Below are 18,870 nucleotides of genomic sequence, written 5' to 3'. Positions count from 1 at the left end.
CGGCCCTTATGCGGCGAGCTTCGAGATGTCGGCGACGCAGTTCATCTGCTGGTGCAGCGCGGACAGCAGCGCGAGACGGTTCGCGCGCAGGGCCGGATCTTCCGCGTTGACCATCACGTCGTTGAAGAACGTGTCGACCGGCACGCGCAGCGCGGCGAGCGCCGACAGCGCGCCCGTGTACGCACGCGCCTCGAGCTGCGACTGCACGTGCGGCGTGACGGCCGCGAGCTGTTCGTGCAGCGCCTTCTCGGCGGCCTCGACGAGCAGCGTCGGCTGCACCGCGCCGTTCGCGCCGCCTTCCGACTTCTTCAGGATGTTCGAGATCCGCTTGTTCGCGGCCGCGAGTGCTTCGGCTTCCGCGAGGCGCGTGAATTCGCGTACCGCGTCGAGGCGCGCGACGAGATCGTCGATGCGCGTCGGGTTCAGGCTCAGCACCGCGTCGATTTCACCGGCCGAATAGCCGCGCTCGCGCAGCAGGCCGCGCAGGCGATCCATGAAGAACGCGAAGATGGCGTCCGTCGACTCGGCGACGCCCGGCACGCCGGCAAAGCGTGCGTGGGCCGTGTGCAACAGCGACACGAGATCGAGCGGCAACTGCTTTTCGAGCAGCAGGCGCAGCACGCCGAGCGCGTGACGGCGCAGCGCGAACGGGTCCTTCTCGCCGGTCGGCGCGAGGCCGATGCCCCAGATGCCGACGATCGTTTCGAGCTTGTCCGCGAGCGCGACGGCGGTCGACACCGGCGTGGTCGGCAGTGCGTCGCCGGAGAAGCGCGGCTGGTAGTGCTCGGCGCATGCGAGCGCGACGTCGTCGGCTTCGCCGTCGTGGCGCGCGTAGTACGTGCCCATCGTGCCCTGCAGTTCCGGGAATTCGCCGACCATGTCGGTCAGCAGATCGGCCTTCGCGAGGCGCGCGGCGCGCTTCGCGTGCGCGGTGTCGGCGCCGATCGCCGGGGCGATCTCGCCGGCCAGCGCCTCGAGGCGCTCGACGCGGGCGAGCGCCGAACCCAGCTTGTTGTGATAGACGACGTTCGCGAGCTGCGGCACGCGGTCGGCGAGCGGCTTCTTCTTGTCCTGCTCGAAGAAGAACTTTGCATCGGCGAGGCGCGGGCGCACGACGCGCTCGTTGCCTTCGATGATCTCGCCCGGCGTTTTCGTCTCGATGTTCGACACGATCAGGAAGCGCGAGCGCAGCTTGCCGGCGACGTCGGTCAGCGCGAAATACTTCTGGTTCGTCTGCATCGTGAGGATCAGGCATTCCTGCGGCACCTGCAGGAATTCGTCCTCGAAGCGGCACGGGTAGACGACCGGCCATTCGACCAGCGACGTGACTTCGTCGAGCAGCGACTCGGGCATCACGACCGTGTCGCCGTTCGCATGTTCGTTCAGCTGCGTGCGGATCGTTTCGCGGCGATCGGCGAAGTGCGCGATCACGCGGCCCTTGTCGCGCAGCGTGTCGGCATACGCGCGGGCATGCTGGATCGCGACCAGGCCGTCGGACAGGAAGCGGTGGCCGAGCGTCGTGTCGCCGGCATCGACGCCGAACGCGGTGACGGGCACGACGCGGTCGTCGTGCAGCACCGTCAGGCGATGCACCGGGCGCACGAACTTCACGTCCGAGCCGTCCGGGCGCTGGTACGTCATGAATTTCGGGATCGGCAGCTTCGCGAGCGCTTCGTCGAGCGCGGCCTGCAGGCCGTCGGCGAGCGTGGCGCCGGCCGCCGAGTAGTTGATGAAGAACGCTTCGGCCTTGCCGTCCTGCGCGCGTTCGAGATCGGCGATCGACGCATTCGGGTGGCCGAGCGCCGCGAGCTTCTTCGCGAGCGGGGCCGTCGGCTTGCCTTCGGCGTCGAGCGCGACCGACACGGGCAGGACCTTTTCGCGGACCTGTTTGTCAGGCGCGACGGCGCGCACGTTCTGCACGACGACCGCGAGGCGGCGCGGCGTGGCGTAGCGCTCGAACACGAGTTCGCCTTCGATGAGGTCGCGCGCCGCGAGGCGTTGCGCGATGCCTTCGGCGAATGCGTCGCCGAGGCGCGCGAGGGCCTTCGGCGGCAGCTCTTCGGTCAGCAGTTCGACGAGCAGGGGGGCGGGATGATTGTGCGTCATGGTTGGATTGAATCTCGTCTCGTCAGTCCTGATCGATCTTGCGTTCGACCTTGAGCGGCGGCGCCCATGCCGGCTGCGCGGCGTCCTGGGCGTCGGTGGTGAGGCCCGGCACGCCCGGCGGGTTGCCGAGCATCGGGAAGCCGAGCTTCTCGCGCGAGTCGTAGTAAGCCTGCGCGACGAGACGCGACAGTGCGCGGATGCGGCCGATGTACGCCGCCCGCTCGGTGACCGAGATCGCGCCGCGCGCGTCGAGCAGGTTGAACGTGTGGCCGGCCTTCAGCACGAGCTCGTACGCGGGCAGCGCGAGCTGCGCGTCGATCATCTTCTTCGCTTCCGCTTCGTAGCTGTTGAAGAACGTGAACAGCAGGTCGACGTTCGCGTGCTCGAAGTTGTAGGTCGACTGCTCGACCTCGTTCTGGTGGTACACGTCGCCATACGACAGGCGGCGCAGCTCGGGGCCGTTCGGGCCTTGCTCTTCCCACTCGGTCCACACGAGGTCGTACACGTTCTCGACCTTCTGCAGGTACATCGCGAGGCGCTCGAGGCCGTACGTGATCTCGCCGAGCACCGGCTTGCATTCGAGGCCGCCGACTTCCTGGAAATACGTGAACTGCGTGACTTCCATCCCGTTCAGCCACACTTCCCAGCCGAGGCCCCACGCGCCGAGCGTCGGGTTTTCCCAGTCGTCCTCGACGAAGCGCACGTCGTTCTGCTTCAAATCGAAGCCGAGCGCCTCGAGCGAGCCGAGGTACAGGTCGAGGATGTTTTCCGGCGCCGGCTTGAGCACGACCTGGTACTGGTAGTAGTGCTGCAGGCGGTTCGGGTTTTCGCCGTAGCGGCCGTCCTTCGGGCGGCGCGACGGCTGCACGTACGCGGCGCGCCACGGCTCGGGGCCGACCGCGCGCAGGAACGTGTGGACGTGCGACGTGCCCGCGCCGACTTCCATGTCGATGGGCTGGAGCAGGGCGCAACCCTGCTTGTCCCAGTAGGACTGCAGCGTCAGGATGATTTGCTGAAACGTAAGCATGAAGAGCCTTCGTGGCGCTGGCGCTCCGTTGCGGACGGCGCTCCGGGCGGGCCCGGAGGGTCGGCTCGCGCGGCGGCGCGGCTTGTTAGTGTGCTGAAACGCGTAATTTTACCGGATCGGCGACCGGATGCGGCCGGAAGGCAGATGCGGGCACCGCCGCACCGGTCCGGCGGCCTGCGCACACGTGCGCGGCGCCCATGCCGCGGCGCGTCGCGCGGGCGGTAAGATGCGCGTATTGCGGTGCGCCACGCGTGCCGCGTCACCGCTTGCCGACGCCGACTGCATGGACGACCCGAACGACATCCTGATTCCGCTGCTTCCGCCGTTTCTCGCGCTGCTCGGGCAGGCCGCCGACGCGCAGGCGCGCGGCGAGCGCGCCGCGCACGATCTGTGGCTGGCCGCTGCGGCCCATCTGCATGCGGTCGATGCCGATGCGCTGGTGCGGCTCACGACGACGCTCGTCGCGCGGCAGCGCCCGGCCGACGCGCTCGCGCTCGCCGAATGCGCGGTGCGCGTGCAGCCGGGCGCGGCCACGCACTTCAACCACGGCTACGCGCTGCAGATGGCCGGCCGTCACGCGGATGCGGTCGCGCCGTACCGCGCGGCGCTCGCGATCGATGCCGGCTGGCCGTCGCTGCGCAACAACCTCGCGATCGCGCTGCGCTTGTCGGGCGCGGATCGCGCGGAAGAAATCGCGCTGCTCGACGCGGCCGTGAAGCACGATCCGCGGGACGTGCAGGCATGGATCAACCTCGTCGTCGCGCGGATCGCGACGCACGACCTGGACGCTGCGCTCGCGTGCGCAGCGCGGCTCGCCGACCTCGCGCCCGACAACGCGCTCGCGATGAACAACGTCGCGATGGCGATGAAGGAGGCGCAGCGCTGGGACGAGGCCGAGCGCCATGCGGCGCGCGCATGCGAGCTGGCGCCCGACGATGCGTCGTTCCGTTTCAATCTCGCGATCATCCAGCTCGTGCGCGGCAACCACGCGGCCGGCTGGCGCGGCCACGAGGCGCGCTGGGACGGCGCGGGCGAGTTGCGCGGCCGCCGGCCGGCGCTGCCGGGCCCGCGCTGGCAGGGCGAGCCGCTCGCCGGCAAGACGCTGCTGGTGTGGGGCGAGCAGGGGCTCGGCGACGTGCTGCAGTTCTGCCGCTTCGTCGTGCCGCTCGCCGAGCGCGTGCATCGCGAGGGCGGCCGGCTCGCGTGGAATACGTTTCCGGCGCTCGGCACGCTGATGCAGCGCAGCCTCGGTGCGCACGCGGACGTGTTCGGCGCGGGCGGCGGCATCGATGCGTTGCCGGCATTCGATTACGAAGTGCCGCTGATCGGCCTGCCGCTGATGCTCGGCATGGAGGCGTCGACGCTCGCCGCCTCGGTGCCGTACCTGCGGGCCGAGCCGGGTGCTCGCGACGCGTGGCGCGCGCGGCTCGCCCGCGACGGCCGGCTGAAGGTCGGGCTCGTGTGGACGGGCAGTGCGGGCCACCAGCGCAATCCGTTCCGGCGCGTCGGGCTCGAGCGCTACGCCGACGCGTTTCGCGGCATCGACGGCGTCACGTTCTATTCGCTCCAGCCGGGTGCGGACACGGACGTCGCCGCCGCGCGCGCGGCCGGTTTCGCGATCGAGGACTACACGGCCGAATTGACGAGTTTCGACGATACGGCCGCGTTCATCGGCGCGCTGGATCTCGTGATCACCGTGTGCACGTCGGTCGCGCATCTGGCCGGCGCGCTCGGCGCGCGCACCTGGGTGCTGCTCGACGTGAATCCGCACTGGCCGTGGCTGCTCGAGCGCCGGGACAGCCCGTGGTATCCGACCGCGACGTTGTACCGGCAGCCGACGTTCGGCGCGTGGGCGCCGGTGATGGAGGAAGTCAGCCGCGATCTGCGGCGCATCGCCGCGCAGCCGGAGCAACTGGGCCAACTGGACTAACTGGACCAATCGGACCGGCAGGCCTGAGCGGCCGGCCGGTTCGCGGTCACGGGCCGCCGCGCGCGGCGGCGGCCCGCTGCGTCATTTCGCTGCGTCGCCGCCGTGCTGCTTCCGGCCATTGCGCCGGCGCAGCCCAGGCCCGAACGTGAAGCCGAACGCGAGCAGCACCAGCGACACCGCGAGCACGATGTTGTTGCCGCTCGTCACGTACGGCGTGAAGCCGCTCGTGCCTTCGATCCGCACGTCGAGCGAGCCGATCGTGAACGGCTTCAACTGGCCGAGCACGCGCCCGTGCGCGTCGATCGCGGCTGTCATCCCGGTGTTGGTCGAGCGCAGCATCGGCCGGCCCGTTTCGAGCGAGCGCATCCGCGCGATCTGCAGGTGCTGGTCGAGCGCGATCGTGTCGCCGAACCACGCGAGGTTCGTCACGTTGACGAGCACGCCCGGCGGCTGCGGGTTGTCGCGGATCGTCGCGGCGATTTCCTCGCCGAACAAGTCCTCGTAGCAGATATCGGCCATCACCGGCTGGTTGTGCACGAGGAACGGCTTCTGCACCGGCGCGCCGCGCGCGAAGTCGCCGAGCGGCATCTTCATCAGGTTGACGAACCACCGGAAGCCCCACGGGATGAATTCGCCGAAGGGCACGAGGTGATGCTTGTCGTAGTGATAGATGTCGCGCGAATTCGGCGTCACGCCGTACAGGCTGTTCGTGTAGTCGACGTAGTGGCCGTCCTCGGTCACCGACGCGCCGACCGCGCCGAACAGCACGGCCGAACCGGTCGTGTCGCTGAACTTGCGGATCGCGACGGCGAACGGCTCGGGCAGCTCCTGGATCATCACCGCGATCGCGGTCTCGGGCGTGACGATCAGGTCGGCCGGCTTCTCGACGATCATCTGCTGGTACATCTTGATCGCCGCGTCGATGCCTTCCTGCTCGAACTTGATGTCCTGCTTCACGTTGCCCTGCAGCAGCCGCACGGTGAGCGGGGCGTTGGCAGGCACGGTCCACGTGACCTGCGACAGCCCGACGCCGGCCGCGACCAGCGCGACGGCGATGGCGGCCGGCGCGGCGATGCGCACGCGGGCGTTGCCGCTCGGTGCGGCGGCGCCGCCGTCACGCCCCGGCGACGGGCGCGCGGCGGCGAGCGCCTGCACGACCAGCGCGGCGAACAGCGCGAGCACCCACGCGATCCCGTACACGCCGACGACCGGCGCAAAGCCCGCGAACGGGCCGTCGACCTGCGGGTAGCCGCTGCCGAGCCACGGAAAGCCGGTGAACACGGTGCCGCGCAGCCATTCGCCGAGCGCCCACGCGCTCGCGAATGCAAACGCGCCGTGCCAGGTCGGCGAGAACGGCCGCGGGTCGGGCTCGCGGCGGTGCCACGCATGGCCCGCGCAGAACGACCACAGCCCGGCCGAGAACGCCGGGTACAGCGACAGGTACAGCGAGAACAGCACGAGCGCGCCGCCCGCGAGCGGCGCGGCCATCTCGCCGTACACGTGCATGCTGATGTAGAGCCACCAGACGCCGGTGATGAAGTTGCCTAAGCCGAACGCGCCGCCGGTGAGCGCGGCGCCGCGCCAGCTCGACGTGCGCGTCAGCTGTGCGAAAAACCAGACGAATACGACGAGTTGCAGCCAACCGCCATGCGGCGTGGGCGCGAAGCTGAGCGTATTGGCCGCGCCGGCGAGCAGCGCGGCCGGATAGTGCCAGCGCGGCAGCGCGCGGCCGGGCGCCGGCGCGAGAAGGCCGCCAGCCGGGCGGGACGGGATCGGATCGTCCATGTGAAGCGGAAGAGGGCGAGCGGTTGAAGGAGGCGCGGCTGGCGCGGAGCGGTCAGTCTTCGTGCGAGGTTTCGGCGCGACGGCTGGCGAGCGGGTTGCGGCGCACCAGCAGCACATGAACCTGGCGCGCATCGCCGCGCTGGATTTCGAACACGAGGTTGCCGAGCTGCAGCTTCTCGCCGCGGTGCGGCACGCGTCCGAAATGATGGGTGATCAGCCCGCCGATCGTGTCGACTTCGTCGTCGGGGAAATCGGTGCCAAACACCTCGTTGAACTGCTCGATCTCGGTGAGCGCGCGCACGCGGTAGCGGCCGTCCGGCCCCGAGATGATGTTGCCGGCTTCCTCGTCGAAGTCGTATTCGTCCTCGATGTCGCCGACGATCTGTTCGAGCACGTCCTCGATCGTGATCAGGCCCGCGACGCCGCCGTATTCGTCGACGACGATCGCCAGGTGGTTGCGGTTCACGCGGAAGTCGTGCAGCAGCACGTTCAGGCGCTTCGATTCCGGAATGAACACGGCCGGGCGCAGCATCCCGCGCACGTCGAACTCTTCCTCGGCGTAGAAGCGCAGCAGATCCTTCGCGAGCAGCACGCCGATCACGTTGTCGCGGTTCTCCTCGAACACGGGATAGCGCGAGTGCGCCTTTTCGAGGACGAACGGGATGAAATCCTCGGGCTTGTCGGCGATGTTGATCGCGTCCATCTGCGCGCGCGGCACCATGATGTCGCGGGCGCACAGATCGGAGACCTGGAACACGCCTTCGATCATCGACAGCGAATCGGCGTCGATCAGGTTGCGTTCGTGGGCGTCCTGGAGGATTTCCAGCAGCTCGCCGCGGGATTCGGGCTCGGGCGAGATGAAGTCGGTCAGGCGCTCGAGCAGCGAGCGCTTTTCTTGCGGTTTGTCGGTTGGCTTACGACTGGGATACGAATCGTTCATGGTGGTGCGCCCGGGTCATGCCGGAGCGCGCGGTCACGGAGTAGGCAAGGATACACCAAGGGCACGACGCGACCGTGTCACCCCGGCCGCACGGCCAGGATGGGCGGCTCGCGCGGGCCCCGCTCGCGGACGGCCGCGCCGGGCGCGGCGTCGTCTTCGGGTCCATCCTATCGCAGAAAGGGTCGGCGGGGCGTGGCGGCCAAAAAACGCTGGCGGGAAGCGCGGCGCGGCCCGACGCGGGAAATCGGCCGTGACGGCGGCATTCTGCCGCAGGCGGGCGCCCGCCTCACGCGCCGCTCAGAATCGCATGCCGGCCGAGCAGCCGCCGGCGGCCGCGCCGTTGGTGGCTGCGCCGCCGCAGCCGAGTATGCCGCAGCCGGACAGTGCGACGCTCGCGGCGACGAGCAGCGCGGCGATCCTGCAACGCGACCGGCGTGACGGTTTCATCGGGTGTGTCCTCGTGCGGATGCGCGGGATGCGCTGGCTGAGCGGTGTCGCATGGTGGCGGGCCGCGCGTCGTGCGGGATCTGCGGGATCACCGGCATCGCGCCAGCAACCCTTCCAGCGCGCGGTCGGGGATGCCGCTCGCGCGCAGCGCGTCGACCGTGCGGCTCACGTAGTCGAGCGTCGTGCCGTAGCGGCCGGCCGCGCAGCCGAACACTTCCTTCACGACGGGGTCGGGCAGCTTGCCCGTATAGGTCGGTGCGTCGCGGCGCATCACGAACGCGAGCGCGTTCACGCGTTCGCCGGTCTCGAGCGAGCACGGCAGCCACGCAGGCCGGTACGAGCCCATCGGCATCTCGCGTTTCCACAATGTCTCGAGATGCGGCTGCGCGGTCGGGCCGGAGAGCCGGAATGCGATGCCCGAGCACGAGCCGCCGCGATCGAGCGCGAGCACGAGGCCCGGCCGTTCGGGGGTGCCGCGGTTCACGCGCGACCACAGGTAGAGCCCGCGGTGATAGCCGTGCACCTTGCCGCGCACGGCGGCGACGGTCGGCAGGCCGGGGTTCCAGATCAGCGAGCCATAGCCGAACAGCCAGAGATCTTGCTGGCCGTCCCAGTCGCGCATCGTATGCGCGAGCGACGCCGCGAGCTCGTCTTCCGTCAGCAGACGGCCTTCGCCGATCGACGGCGGGTAGGCGGGCGGCAGCATCGCGGCGTTACGCATCGGGCGGACGGCTTACTGGTACGGGTTCGGGAAACCCAGTTTCGCGAGGATGTCGACTTCGAGCGCTTCCATTTCGGCGGCGTCCTCGTCGCTCGTCTCGTGGTCGTAGCCCTGCGCGTGCAGCGCGCCGTGCACCAGCAGGTGCGCGTAATGGGCCGCGAGCGGCTTGCCCTGGTCGTGCGCTTCCTTCTCGACCACCGGGCAGCACAGCACGAGGTCGCCGATCACGGTGCCGTCGGGTGCCGCGTCGTACGCGAAGGTCAGCACGTTGGTCGGATAGTCCTTGTGGCGGTAGCCGGCATTCAGCGTCCGGCCTTCGTTTTCGCCGACGAAGCGCACGGTGAGCTGCGCGCTCGCGAACAGCGCCGGCTCGATCCACTCGGCGATCAGCTTGCGCTTCGGCAGCGTCTTGCGCACGTCGCTCGTGATCTCGTCGCCGTACTGCACGGACAGGTCGAGCTCCAGCGCGCGCGGCTCGTCTTCGGGGTCGTCCTCGCGCGGCGCGAATTCGGCGCCGACGTGCAGCGTCACGCTGTCGTAGTGCTCGGGCTGCAGCGCGAGCTTCGCGCGCATCGCCGGATCGTTGTGCTGCGCGACGATCGCGACGGCCGCGTCGCCCGAGCTGCCCGACAGGTCGAACATCAGGCTGCGGCCGTCCGGGAAGTCGATCCGCAGCCCTTGCGCGTTGACGGTGCGGGCTTTGCCCTTCGCGTCGAACAGCGAAAGGCGGGGGGATTCGGGCGCGGCGGACGGGGCGCGGCCGGACTTGCGGGAACGGGAGGATTTCATGACGCGTACGGCGATTGGGACGCGTTGAGGATACACCAAACGGCCGATCGCGCCCGAATTCGGACCGGCTGCGTGCGGGCGAAAAAAAAGCCCGGCGCGCCGTCTGGCGGGCCGGGCCGGGGCAGCGCGCAGGCGCCGCCGCTCAGCCGTCCTGGTGCTGCGCGTGGAATTCGTCGTACGCCTCGACGATGCGCGCGACGAGCGGATGGCGCACCACGTCCGCGCTCGTGAAGCGCGTGAGCGCGATGCCGCGCACGCCGCCGAGCACCTGCTGCGCCTCGACGAGGCCGCTCTTGTGGCCGCGCGGCAGGTCGACCTGGCTCGTGTCGCCGGTCACGACCGCCTTCGAGCCGAAGCCGATCCGCGTGAGGAACATCTTCATCTGCTCGGGCGTCGTGTTCTGCGCCTCGTCGAGGATGATGAACGCGTGGTTCAGCGTGCGGCCGCGCATGTACGCGAGCGGCGCGATCTCGATCATCTGGCGCTCGAACATCTTGGCCGTCTTGTCGAAGCCGAGCAGGTCGTACAGCGCGTCGTACAGCGGCCGCAGGTACGGGTCGACCTTCTGCGCGAGATCGCCCGGCAGGAAGCCGAGCCGCTCGCCGGCCTCGACGGCCGGGCGCGTCAGCACGATCCGCTTGACCTGGTCGCGCTCGAGCGCATCGACCGCGCACGCGACCGCGAGGTAGGTCTTGCCGGTGCCGGCCGGCCCGATGCCGAACGTCACGTCGTGCTGCAGGATCTGCTTCAGGTATTCGCGCTGGGCGGGCGTGCGGCCGCGCAGGTCGGCGCGCCGCGTATAGAGCTTCGGCCCCGGCTCTTCCTCCGGCTCGCTGGCGTCGAGCTGCGCGACGGGTTCGTCGAACGGATGATCGGGATCGCCGCGAAAGCGCACGTCGACCGTGTCCTGGCGGCCGTTGCCGGCCGTATGGCGCACTTCGACCAGCGCGAGCTGGATGTCGTCGACCGACAGCGGATCGCGCGCGCGGTTGTAGAAGTTTTCGAGCGCGGCGAGCGCGAGCTTGGCGCCGCGCCCGCGGATCGTGATCCGATGGCCGCGCCGCGCGAGCGTGACGTCGAGCGCCTGTTCGATCTGCCGCAGGTTCTCGTCGAGCGGGCCGCAGAGGTTGGCGAGGCGCGCGTTGTCATCGCGCGGGGCGGTGAATTCCAGTGCTTGGACGGTCTTCAAAGTAGCGTCGGGCTCCTGTCGGGCGTCAGTCGGTCAGTGGGTGGCCGTGCTCGCGTCGTCGCTGACGAGCACGAGCTCGCCGCGCAGCGAGTGCGGGTACGCATGGTTGATCTTCACGTCGATCATCTGGCCGATCAGGCGCGGGTGCGACGCGAGCGGCGCCGGGAAATTCACCACGCGGTTGTTCTCGGTGCGGCCCGCGAGCTCGTTCGGGTCCTTGCGCGACGGGCCCTCGACGAGGATTCGCTCGACCTTCCCCACCATCGACTGGCTGATGCGCGCGACGTTCTCCTCGATCGTCGCCTGCAGATGTTGCAGGCGTTTGAGCTTCACTTCGCGCGGCGTGTCGTCGGCGAGGTTTGCGGCCGGCGTGCCGGGGCGCGGGCTGTAGATGAACGAGAAGCTGGTGTCGTAGCCCATCTCGTGCACGAGCGCCATCATCTTGTCGAAATCGTCCTCGGTCTCGCCGGGGAAGCCGACGATCATGTCGGTCGACAGCGACAGGTCGGGGCGGATCGCGCGCAGCTTGCGGATCACCGACTTGTATTCGAGCACCGTGTAGCCGCGCTTCATCGCCATCAGGATGCGGTCGGAGCCGTGCTGGACCGGCAGGTGCAGGTGGCTCACGAGCTTCGGCACCTTCGCGTACGTGTCGATCAGGCGCTGCGTGAATTCCTTCGGGTGCGACGTCGTGTAGCGGATCCGCTCGATGCCGGGGATGTCGGCGACGTATTCGATCAGCGTCGCGAAATCGGCGATGTCGGTCGACCCGGCCGTCAGCGCGCCGCGGTAGGCGTTCACGTTCTGGCCGAGCAGCGTGACTTCGCGCACGCCCTGGTCGGCGAGGCCGGCCACTTCGGTCAGCACGTCGTCGAGCGGGCGCGACACTTCATCGCCGCGCGTGTACGGCACCACGCAGTAGCTGCAGTACTTCGAGCAGCCTTCCATGATCGACACGAACGCGCTCGGCCCCTCGACGCGCGCGGGCGGCAGATGGTCGAACTTCTCGATTTCGGGGAACGTGATGTCGACCTGCGCGCGGCCGCTCGCGCGGCGCGCGTCGATCATCTGCGGCAGGCGGTGCAGCGTTTGCGGGCCGAACACGAGGTCGACGTACGGCGCGCGCGACACGATCGACGCACCTTCCTGGCTCGCGACGCAGCCGCCGACGCCGATCAGCAGGCCCGGCTTCGCTTCCTTCAGCTCGCGCACGCGGCCGAGATCGGAGAACACCTTCTCCTGCGCCTTCTCGCGCACCGAGCACGTGTTGAACAGGATGATGTCCGCGTCTTCCGGCGTGTCGGTCTTTTCGAGGCCTTCGGCCGCATTGAGCACGTCCACCATCTTGTCCGAGTCGTACTCGTTCATCTGGCAGCCGAAGGTCTTTACGTAAACTTTCTTGGTCATGGGGATTCGCCGTTCGCAGTGGTTGACCTGGGGGCGTCGTCAAGAGTGAATCGGGACGGCCGGGTGCGGCACGCGAATCGCGCGCATCGGGCAGGAAAGGCCGTCGGGAAAGCCTTCCATTATAGCTTTTCGTGCCACGACGGGCGGCCGGCCGGTTGCGGGCGCGCGACGCCGGCTCCGGGGTTCCGACCCCCCCTAAGGAGCGGCCATCAATGGCACGCATTCAGCAGGTCGTCGAGCGCGGCTTCCTCGCGCGCGAAGCGCTCGGCGAGAAAGTCGAGCAGCACGCGCACGCGCGGCGCCATGTAGCGCTTGCTGTGATAGATCGCGTGCAGCGGCGCGTCCTGGTGGCGCCAGTCGGGCAGCAGCACGCGCAGCCGGCCCGCGCGGACGTCGTCGGCGATGTCCCACAGCGACTTCAGTGCAATGCCGTGGCCGCGCAGCGTCCATTCGCGCGTGAGGCCGCCGTCGTTGGTCTCGAACGCGGTCGACACCGGCACCGTGTGGATCTGCACTTCGTCGCCGCGCGTGAAATGCCAGGTGTTCATCGGACCGGATGCGATCGTGATCACGTTGCACGGAAAGCGGGCCAGATCGTGCGGATCGGCCGGCAGGCCATGGCGTTCGACGAACGACGGCGCCGCGCACAGCACGCGCCGGTTGGTCGCGAGCCGGCGGGCGATCAGCGCGCCGTCGGGCGGCGCGGCGAAGCGGATCGCGAGGTCGATCTCGTCCTGCCACAGGTTCGACGACGAATCGGACGCCGTCAGCGAGAACGTGACGCCCGGATGCAGCGTCGTGAATTCGTGGAGCCAGTCGAGCAGCTGGTGGCGGCCGAAATCGGACGTCGACGACAGCCGCACCTTGCCGCTCACGACGTTGCGGCCTTCCTGCAGCATCGCATCCGCGTCGTCGAGCGCCTGCAGCGCCTGGCGGCAGCAGTTCAGATACAGCTTGCCTTCGTCGGTGAGCCGCAATTGCCGCGTCGAGCGCTCGAACAGCCGCGTCGCGATCTTCGCCTCGAGTTTTGCAAGCCGCGCGCTCGCGGCGGCCGGCGTGAGGTTCAGCTTGCGCCCGGCGGCGGACAGGCTGCCCAGTTCCGCCGCCTCGACGAACAGCCGGATATCCCCCAGTCGGTCCATGCGATTTTCCAGAAATTTTTGAAAATGGTTCAAATGCCACGCCAATTATCAAATATAGGCGTCTTCGGGACAATGCGCGCACATCCCGCTTTCTTGTGCGGTGCGGCACCGAACCGGCGCCGCGGCCGCCGCCTTCCGGAGAACGTCATGCCCATTCCGCTCCTGGCGCTCGCGATCAGCGCCTTCGCCATCGGCACCACCGAATTCATCATCATGGGTCTGCTGCCCGAAGTCGCGCACGACCTCGTCGTGTCGCTGCCGTCGGCCGGCCTGCTCGTCACCGGCTACGCGCTCGGCGTCGCGGTCGGCGCGCCGCTGCTCGCGGTGCTGACGAGCCGCATGCCGCACAAGGCCGCGCTGCAGTTACTGATGGGGATCTTCATCGTCGGCAACGTGCTGTGCGCGACCGCGTCCGGCTACGCGATGCTGATGGTCGCGCGCGTCGTCACGTCGTTCGCGCACGGCTCGTTCTTCGGCATCGGCGCGGTGGTCGCCGCGTCGCTCGTGCCGGCCGACAAGCGCGCGAGCGCGATCGCGCTGATGTTCACCGGGCTCACGTTGTCGAACGTGCTCGGCGTGCCGTTCGGCACGTTCGTCGGCCAGTTGCTCGGCTGGCGCGCGTCGTTCTGGATCGTCGCCGCGCTCGGCGTGCTGGCGCTCGGCGGCGTGGCCGCGCTGGTGCCGAACCGCCACGACAGCGGGCCGGTCGGCCTCGGCCACGAAGTGCGCGTGCTGAAGGAGCCGCAGGTGTGGCTCGCGCTGCTGATGACGGTGCTCGGCTTCGGCGGCGTGTTCGTCGTATTCACCTACATCGCGCCGATCCTCGAGACCGTGTCGGGCTACTCGCCGCGCGCGGTCGCGCTGATCCTCGTGTTGTTCGGCGCGGGGCTGACGATCGGCAACACGATCGGCGGCAAGCTCGCCGACCGCGCGCTGATGCCGTCGCTGATCGCGATCCTCGTTGCGCTGATGGCCGTGATGGCCGTGTTCGCGAAGACGAGCCACCTGCCGGTCGCGGCCGCCGTGACCGTATTCGTCTGGGGGATCGCCGCGTTCGCGACGGTGCCGCCGCTGCAGGCGCGCGTGGTCGAGAAGGCCGCGAGCGCGCCGCATCTGGCGTCGACGCTGAACATCGGCGCGTTCAACGTCGGCAATGCGGGCGGCGCGTGGCTTGGCGGCCTCGCGCTGGAACATGGCTTCGCGCTCGATGCGCTGCCGTGGGTCGCGGTCGCGGTGACGTTCGCGGCGCTGGTCGTCACGTGGCTCGCGATGCGGCTCGACGCGCGCGGCCCGGCGCGCGGGGCCGCGCCGGCGGCGCAGTAAGCGGTCGCCACGACGCCTTGCGCGGCGACGCCATAGCGGCAGGAAAAGGTTCGCGAGAAACGTATTCCTCCGCGATGCTGATAACGGTGTGAAGATAACTTCGTTTGCCCGTGCCAGGCCGGGTGATAGCGTCTCGATACGCGCCAATGACCGGCGCAACCCGATTCCGGTTCCGGCTTACCCCTACGCAGGGCCGCGCAGCGGCCCGGAGGCAATGCTATGTCTTCATCCCTGGCGCTCGTGCGCGACGTGTCTTCCTTCGAGTCCGGCAATGCCGCCGACGGGCGCGGCTCCGCGTCGCTCGACGTCCTCGAGCAGGTCGTCGGCGTGAATCTCGCGCGCTTGCGCGCCGAGCGGCAACTGTCGCTCGATGCGCTCGCGCGGCTGTCCGGCGTGTCGCGCGCGATGCTCGCGCAGATCGAATCGGCGCGCAGCGTGCCGTCGATCAAGGTGCTCTGCAAGATCGCGGCGGCACTGAAGGTGTCGGTCGCCGCGTTCCTGCGGCGCCATGCGGTGAACGGCTTCGAGCATCTGGCGGCCGAGCGCGCGTCGCGCGTGGTCAGCTCGAACGGCCGTTTCTCGGCACGTGCGCTGTACCCGGAAGGCGAGCCGGCCGCGGCCGAATTCCACGAGCTGCGGATCGCACCGCTGCATACGGAGCCCGGCGCGCGCCGCGCGCCCGGCACGACGGTCAACCTGGTCGTCAGCGAAGGCACGCTCGAAGTCAGCGTGCACGACCGCCGCCAGTTGCTCGCGACCGGCGACGCGATCGTGTTCGACGCCGACCAGCCGTACAGCCTGCGCAATCCGGGCGACAGCGAAGCGCGCGCGTTCCGCGTGACAGTGAGCCCCGAGGTGCCGCCGCGCTGGCTCGTGCCCGACGCGGCGCACGCCGCCGTCAACTGATCGCGCGGGCCGCGCGGCGCGACTGCGTTCCCGGATGGTCGCGGGATCGCGGGATCGCCCGCCGGCCGTTCGGGCGATCCGGTTAGACAGGGTCGTCAGTAAGGTTTTACCGGTAGTTGGCTGCGCGTCGCGCGCGGCTGTTGTATGCTTGGCCCGCCGGTGACGGGGCGTTCCCGTCCGGCAATCAGTGCGTCTTCAGGGCGGGGCGAAATTCCCCACCGGCGGTAGGCTGGCGTAAGCCGGCGAGCCCGCGAGCGCCCGCGCATCCGCGCGGGGTCAGCAGATCTGGTCGAATGCCAGAGCCGACGGTCACAGTCCGGATGAGAGAAGATGTGCAGATAGTCATGTCCGTCAGGGCCGCTTCGCGCTGCATGCGAAGCGGGTTGTCGTTCTGTCTGTTTGCAATGCCCTGAAACGTTTTTCGCCCTAATCGTATTTGCGAGGAGCGTTTCACATGTCCTTGATGTCCGTTTCGTCGGCGCCTGCCGACGCCTTTGCCGATCTCCCCCTGCTGGATGCCGAACCGGTGCCGCCGCGCATCGCCGCCGCGCTCGACGCGATGCGTGCCGGCCGCGCGGTCGTGCTGCAGGACGACCACGACCGCGAGAACGAAGCCGATCTGATCGTCGCCGCCGAGCGCATCACGCCCGAGACGATGGCGCTGCTGATCCGCGAGTGCAGCGGCATCGTCTGCCTGTGCCTGACCGACGACACGGTGCGCGCGCTCGAACTGCCGCCGATGGTGCAGACCAACGAAAGCCGCAATGGCACCGCGTTCACCGTGTCGATCGAGGCGCGCGAAGGCGTGCATACCGGGGTGTCGGCCGCCGATCGCGTGACGACGATCCGCGCGGCGATCGCCGACGGCGCGAAGCCGCACGACATCGTGCGCCCCGGCCACGTGTTTCCGTTGCGTGCGCAACCGGGCGGCGTGCTGGCGCGCCGCGGTCATACCGAAGGCACGGTCGACCTGTCGATTCTCGCGGGCCTGAAGCCGGCCGGCGTACTGTGCGAGCTGATGAATCCGGACGGCACGATGACGCGTGGCGACGATGTCGAGCGCTTCGCGCAACGGCACGGGCTGCCGATGCTGACGATTGCGGAACTCGTCGAGTTCCGCGAGGCATTGGCGGCCGCGCGCGAACGCTGCTGCGAGCCGGCCTGAGCGAAGGAAAGGCGGGCGCGTTCGCGCGCCCGTGGCGCGGCCGGATCGATCGATCCGGCCCGAATGACGATCAGGACTGCACGTCGCCGAATTCGCCGCGCATGCCGGCTTCGACGAGCGCCGGCAGTTCGTCCATCTTGCGCATGATCCGCGTGATGCCCATCGCGCGCAGCGCGTCCGCGTAGTTGTCGGGGATGTGGCTCGCGCCGACGAACGCGATCGTCTTCATCCCGGCCGCCCGCGCGGCATTCAGCCCCGAAATGCTGTCCTCGACGACGACGCAGCGCGCCGGCTCGACGCCGAGCGTGTGTGCCGCATGCAGGTAGACGTCGGGGTAGGGCTTCGGCCGCGCGACCTGTTCGGAGCTGAACACCCGCTCGCCGAAGATCTCGGTGAGCGACGCGCGCTTCAGCGAATTGCGCACGCGCACGAGCCGGCTGTTCGACACGACGGCGGCCGGCAGCGTGACCTTCAGCAGCGCGTCGCGCACACCGCTGATCGGCGTGAGCGATTGCGCGAGCGCGATCTCGATGTTGTGCTCGATGGTCTCGATGAAGTTGGCAGGCATTTCGATGCCGAAGCGGGATTCGATGCCGGTGAGGAAGCGCGACGTCTGCTGGCCGAATGCCGACTTCGCGGCGGCTTCGAAATCGAGATTCGGGAACGTGGCGGACAGCGTGTCGAGCAGCACGCGGTCGGCGATGACTTCGCTGTCGACGAGCACGCCGTCGCAGTCGCAGATGAGGTGATCGAGCATGGTGATGAAAACGCGGGATATCGGCGACGCCGATCGATTCGCCATCATACGTGCTTTCACGCGCATGCCGTGTGACGTGGCGGCAAATTTGCCCGATGCCGCCGTGGGGTTGCGGCAGGTCGTGCCGGGGCGCCGCCGCTCGCGCAGCGGCGGCTCGCTTGCCCGGATCGCGGCCGCCGTTTGCTGCGTCACAGCTCGATCACGCGCCCCGTTTTCCACGACGTCATCGCGGCTTCGGCCAGTTCGAGCGCGGCGAGCCCGTCGTCGATCGTCGTCCTGACCGGCGTGCCGTCGCGCAGCGCGTCGACGAAGTGCGCGATCTCGGCCGCATACGCATGCCGGTAGCGTTCGAGGAAGAACGGCTCCGGCACGTCGGTCGCGATGCCGCCCGCGAGCCAGGCACTCACCTCGGTCGGCCGCACGTTGCCGGCCTGCAGCATCCCTTGGCTGCCGAGCAGTTCGAAGCGCTGGTCGTAGCCGTAGGCCGCGCGCCGCGACGTGTTGATCTGGCACAGCAATCCGCGCCGCGTGCGGATCGTCACGGCGGTCGAATCGATGTCGCCCGCGTCGCGCACGGCCGGATCGGTCAGGCAACTGCCCGTCGCGTGCAGCGTCTGCGCTTCGTCGCCGAGGATCCAGCGGAACACGTCGAAGTCGTGGATCAGCATGTCCTTGAAAATGCCGCCCGAGCTGCGGATGTAATCGGCCGGCGGCGCGCCCGGATCGCGGCTCGTGACGACCAGCATTTCCGGCGCGCCGATCTCGCCGTGCTCCACGCGTGCCTTCAGCGCCGCGAAGGTCGGGTCGAAGCGGCGCTGGAAGCCGATCATGCAGGTCACGCCGGTGCGCCGCACGACGTCCGCGCACGCACGCGAGCGCTCGACGGTGAGGTCGACCGGCTTCTCGCAGAACACCGCCTTGCCCGCGTTCGCGGCCGCGATGATGAGGTCCGCATGCGTGTCGGTGCTCGATGCGATCACGACGGCCCGCACCGACGCATCGCCGAGCGCGCGCTCGACGTCGGCGACCTGCGCGTCGTGCGTGCGGGCGAGCGCTTCCGCCGACGGCGCATGCCGGTCGATCACGTACTTCAGTTTTGCGCCCGGATGGCGCGCGAGATTCGCCGCGTGGATCTTGCCGATCCTGCCCGCGCCGAACAAAGCGAATTCGATCATTCCGTTCTCCTGTGGATTTTCTCGTCTTGCCGGTGCGCGACCGGCGTGGGTCGCGCACCGT

16 protein-coding genes and 1 riboswitch are annotated in these 18,870 nt (G+C 69.1%); of the genes, 4 read left to right on the top strand and 12 right to left on the bottom strand.

Annotated elements, in window-relative coordinates; all coding sequences use genetic code 11:
* Window positions 1–6: 6 nt before the first annotated feature.
* Entirely contained in the window at window positions 7–2,106 is a 2,100-nt protein-coding gene (gene glyS / locus JMF86_RS13445; RefSeq protein ID WP_011694393.1) for a glycine--tRNA ligase subunit beta, read from the bottom strand.
* A gap of 22 nt (window positions 2,107–2,128) precedes the next feature.
* Window positions 2,129–3,133 (bottom strand): glycine--tRNA ligase subunit alpha, encoded by a 1,005-nt coding sequence (glyQ, locus tag JMF86_RS13440; RefSeq protein ID WP_006477868.1) that lies wholly within the window; start codon window positions 3,131–3,133, stop codon window positions 2,129–2,131.
* A 283-nt stretch (window positions 3,134–3,416) separates the two neighbouring features.
* Between glyQ and JMF86_RS13435 the strand changes: the two genes are divergently transcribed.
* A complete protein-coding gene (locus JMF86_RS13435; RefSeq protein WP_041489247.1) occupies window positions 3,417–5,063 on the top strand; it encodes a hypothetical protein in 1,647 nt (548 codons plus the stop codon).
* An 81-nt stretch (window positions 5,064–5,144) separates the two neighbouring features.
* Here JMF86_RS13435 and lnt read toward each other — a convergent pair whose 3' ends face one another.
* From lnt to JMF86_RS13395, 8 genes are all read right to left on the bottom strand, one after another.
* On the bottom strand, window positions 5,145–6,848 hold the full coding sequence (gene lnt, locus JMF86_RS13430; RefSeq protein WP_011546163.1) for an apolipoprotein N-acyltransferase: 1,704 nt from the start codon (window positions 6,846–6,848) through the stop codon (window positions 5,145–5,147).
* 52 nt (window positions 6,849–6,900) lie between these two features.
* Complete coding sequence (locus JMF86_RS13425; protein WP_006477871.1) at window positions 6,901–7,788, bottom strand: HlyC/CorC family transporter; 888 nt, start codon at window positions 7,786–7,788, stop codon at window positions 6,901–6,903.
* A 297-nt stretch (window positions 7,789–8,085) separates the two neighbouring features.
* The gene (locus JMF86_RS13420) at window positions 8,086–8,235 is read right to left on the bottom strand and encodes a hypothetical protein (protein WP_164728356.1); all 150 of its coding nucleotides are present in this window, start codon (window positions 8,233–8,235) and stop codon (window positions 8,086–8,088) included.
* Between the two features lie 88 nt (window positions 8,236–8,323).
* Entirely contained in the window at window positions 8,324–8,956 is a 633-nt protein-coding gene (locus JMF86_RS13415; protein ID WP_011546161.1) for a gamma-glutamylcyclotransferase, read from the bottom strand.
* A gap of 12 nt (window positions 8,957–8,968) precedes the next feature.
* A complete protein-coding gene (ybeY, locus tag JMF86_RS13410) occupies window positions 8,969–9,745 on the bottom strand; it encodes an rRNA maturation RNase YbeY (RefSeq protein WP_011546160.1) in 777 nt (258 codons plus the stop codon).
* 142 nt (window positions 9,746–9,887) lie between these two features.
* Window positions 9,888–10,934, bottom strand: a complete 1,047-nt coding sequence (locus tag JMF86_RS13405) for a PhoH family protein (protein WP_006477874.1) — start codon at window positions 10,932–10,934, stop codon at window positions 9,888–9,890.
* Window positions 10,935–10,967: 33 nt separating this feature from the next.
* Window positions 10,968–12,341, bottom strand: coding sequence for a tRNA (N6-isopentenyl adenosine(37)-C2)-methylthiotransferase MiaB (gene miaB, locus JMF86_RS13400; RefSeq protein WP_006477875.1), 1,374 nt, complete (start codon window positions 12,339–12,341; stop codon window positions 10,968–10,970).
* A gap of 209 nt (window positions 12,342–12,550) precedes the next feature.
* Entirely contained in the window at window positions 12,551–13,483 is a 933-nt protein-coding gene (locus JMF86_RS13395) for a LysR family transcriptional regulator (RefSeq protein WP_006477876.1), read from the bottom strand.
* Between the two features lie 147 nt (window positions 13,484–13,630).
* Between JMF86_RS13395 and JMF86_RS13390 the strand changes: the two genes are divergently transcribed.
* From JMF86_RS13390 to ribB, 3 genes are all read left to right on the top strand, one after another.
* Window positions 13,631–14,806 carry an MFS transporter gene (locus JMF86_RS13390; protein ID WP_054928047.1) on the top strand — a complete coding sequence of 392 codons (1,176 nt, stop codon included), beginning with the start codon at window positions 13,631–13,633 and terminating at the stop codon, window positions 14,804–14,806.
* 219 nt (window positions 14,807–15,025) lie between these two features.
* Window positions 15,026–15,712 (top strand): helix-turn-helix domain-containing protein, encoded by a 687-nt coding sequence (locus JMF86_RS13385; RefSeq protein WP_011546157.1) that lies wholly within the window; start codon window positions 15,026–15,028, stop codon window positions 15,710–15,712.
* 187 nt (window positions 15,713–15,899) lie between these two features.
* Window positions 15,900–16,048: riboswitch (FMN riboswitch) on the top strand.
* Between the two features lie 118 nt (window positions 16,049–16,166).
* Window positions 16,167–16,877: a 3,4-dihydroxy-2-butanone-4-phosphate synthase gene (ribB, locus tag JMF86_RS13380; RefSeq protein WP_006477879.1), complete on the top strand. Its 711-nt coding sequence runs from the start codon at window positions 16,167–16,169 to the stop codon at window positions 16,875–16,877.
* A 70-nt stretch (window positions 16,878–16,947) separates the two neighbouring features.
* Here ribB and JMF86_RS13375 read toward each other — a convergent pair whose 3' ends face one another.
* Together JMF86_RS13375 and iolG are read right to left on the bottom strand one after the other, a co-directional pair.
* A complete protein-coding gene (locus tag JMF86_RS13375) occupies window positions 16,948–17,634 on the bottom strand; it encodes an HAD family hydrolase (RefSeq protein ID WP_012329191.1) in 687 nt (228 codons plus the stop codon).
* 188 nt (window positions 17,635–17,822) lie between these two features.
* On the bottom strand, window positions 17,823–18,809 hold the full coding sequence (gene iolG / locus JMF86_RS13370) for an inositol 2-dehydrogenase (protein ID WP_011546155.1): 987 nt from the start codon (window positions 18,807–18,809) through the stop codon (window positions 17,823–17,825).
* Between the last annotated feature and the right edge of the window lie 61 nt (window positions 18,810–18,870).

Origin of the sequence: Burkholderia sp. E168m15 (assembly GCF_016586105.1) — a bacterium.
GTDB lineage: Bacteria > Pseudomonadota > Gammaproteobacteria > Burkholderiales > Burkholderiaceae > Burkholderia > Burkholderia orbicola.
This window is presented reverse-complemented; position numbering and strand designations above follow the sequence as displayed.

What these genes read in the sequence shown, in the direction of transcription:
- glyS (WP_011694393.1), bottom strand. Translation starts at nt 2,106, where the DNA reads ATGACGCACAATCATCCCGCCCCCCTGCTCGTCGAACTGCTGACCGAA.
- glyQ (WP_006477868.1), bottom strand. Translation starts at nt 3,133, where the DNA reads ATGCTTACGTTTCAGCAAATCATCCTGACGCTGCAGTCCTACTGGGAC.
- JMF86_RS13435 (WP_041489247.1), top strand. Translation starts at nt 3,417, where the DNA reads ATGGACGACCCGAACGACATCCTGATTCCGCTGCTTCCGCCGTTTCTC.
- lnt (WP_011546163.1), bottom strand. Translation starts at nt 6,848, where the DNA reads ATGGACGATCCGATCCCGTCCCGCCCGGCTGGCGGCCTTCTCGCGCCG.
- JMF86_RS13425 (WP_006477871.1), bottom strand. Translation starts at nt 7,788, where the DNA reads ATGAACGATTCGTATCCCAGTCGTAAGCCAACCGACAAACCGCAAGAA.
- JMF86_RS13420 (WP_164728356.1), bottom strand. Translation starts at nt 8,235, where the DNA reads ATGAAACCGTCACGCCGGTCGCGTTGCAGGATCGCCGCGCTGCTCGTC.
- JMF86_RS13415 (WP_011546161.1), bottom strand. Translation starts at nt 8,956, where the DNA reads ATGCGTAACGCCGCGATGCTGCCGCCCGCCTACCCGCCGTCGATCGGC.
- ybeY (WP_011546160.1), bottom strand. Translation starts at nt 9,745, where the DNA reads ATGAAATCCTCCCGTTCCCGCAAGTCCGGCCGCGCCCCGTCCGCCGCG.
- miaB (WP_006477875.1), bottom strand. Translation starts at nt 12,341, where the DNA reads ATGACCAAGAAAGTTTACGTAAAGACCTTCGGCTGCCAGATGAACGAG.
- JMF86_RS13395 (WP_006477876.1), bottom strand. Translation starts at nt 13,483, where the DNA reads ATGGACCGACTGGGGGATATCCGGCTGTTCGTCGAGGCGGCGGAACTG.
- JMF86_RS13390 (WP_054928047.1), top strand. Translation starts at nt 13,631, where the DNA reads ATGCCCATTCCGCTCCTGGCGCTCGCGATCAGCGCCTTCGCCATCGGC.
- JMF86_RS13385 (WP_011546157.1), top strand. Translation starts at nt 15,026, where the DNA reads ATGTCTTCATCCCTGGCGCTCGTGCGCGACGTGTCTTCCTTCGAGTCC.
- ribB (WP_006477879.1), top strand. Translation starts at nt 16,167, where the DNA reads ATGTCCTTGATGTCCGTTTCGTCGGCGCCTGCCGACGCCTTTGCCGAT.
- JMF86_RS13375 (WP_012329191.1), bottom strand. Translation starts at nt 17,634, where the DNA reads ATGCTCGATCACCTCATCTGCGACTGCGACGGCGTGCTCGTCGACAGC.
- iolG (WP_011546155.1), bottom strand. Translation starts at nt 18,809, where the DNA reads ATGATCGAATTCGCTTTGTTCGGCGCGGGCAGGATCGGCAAGATCCAC.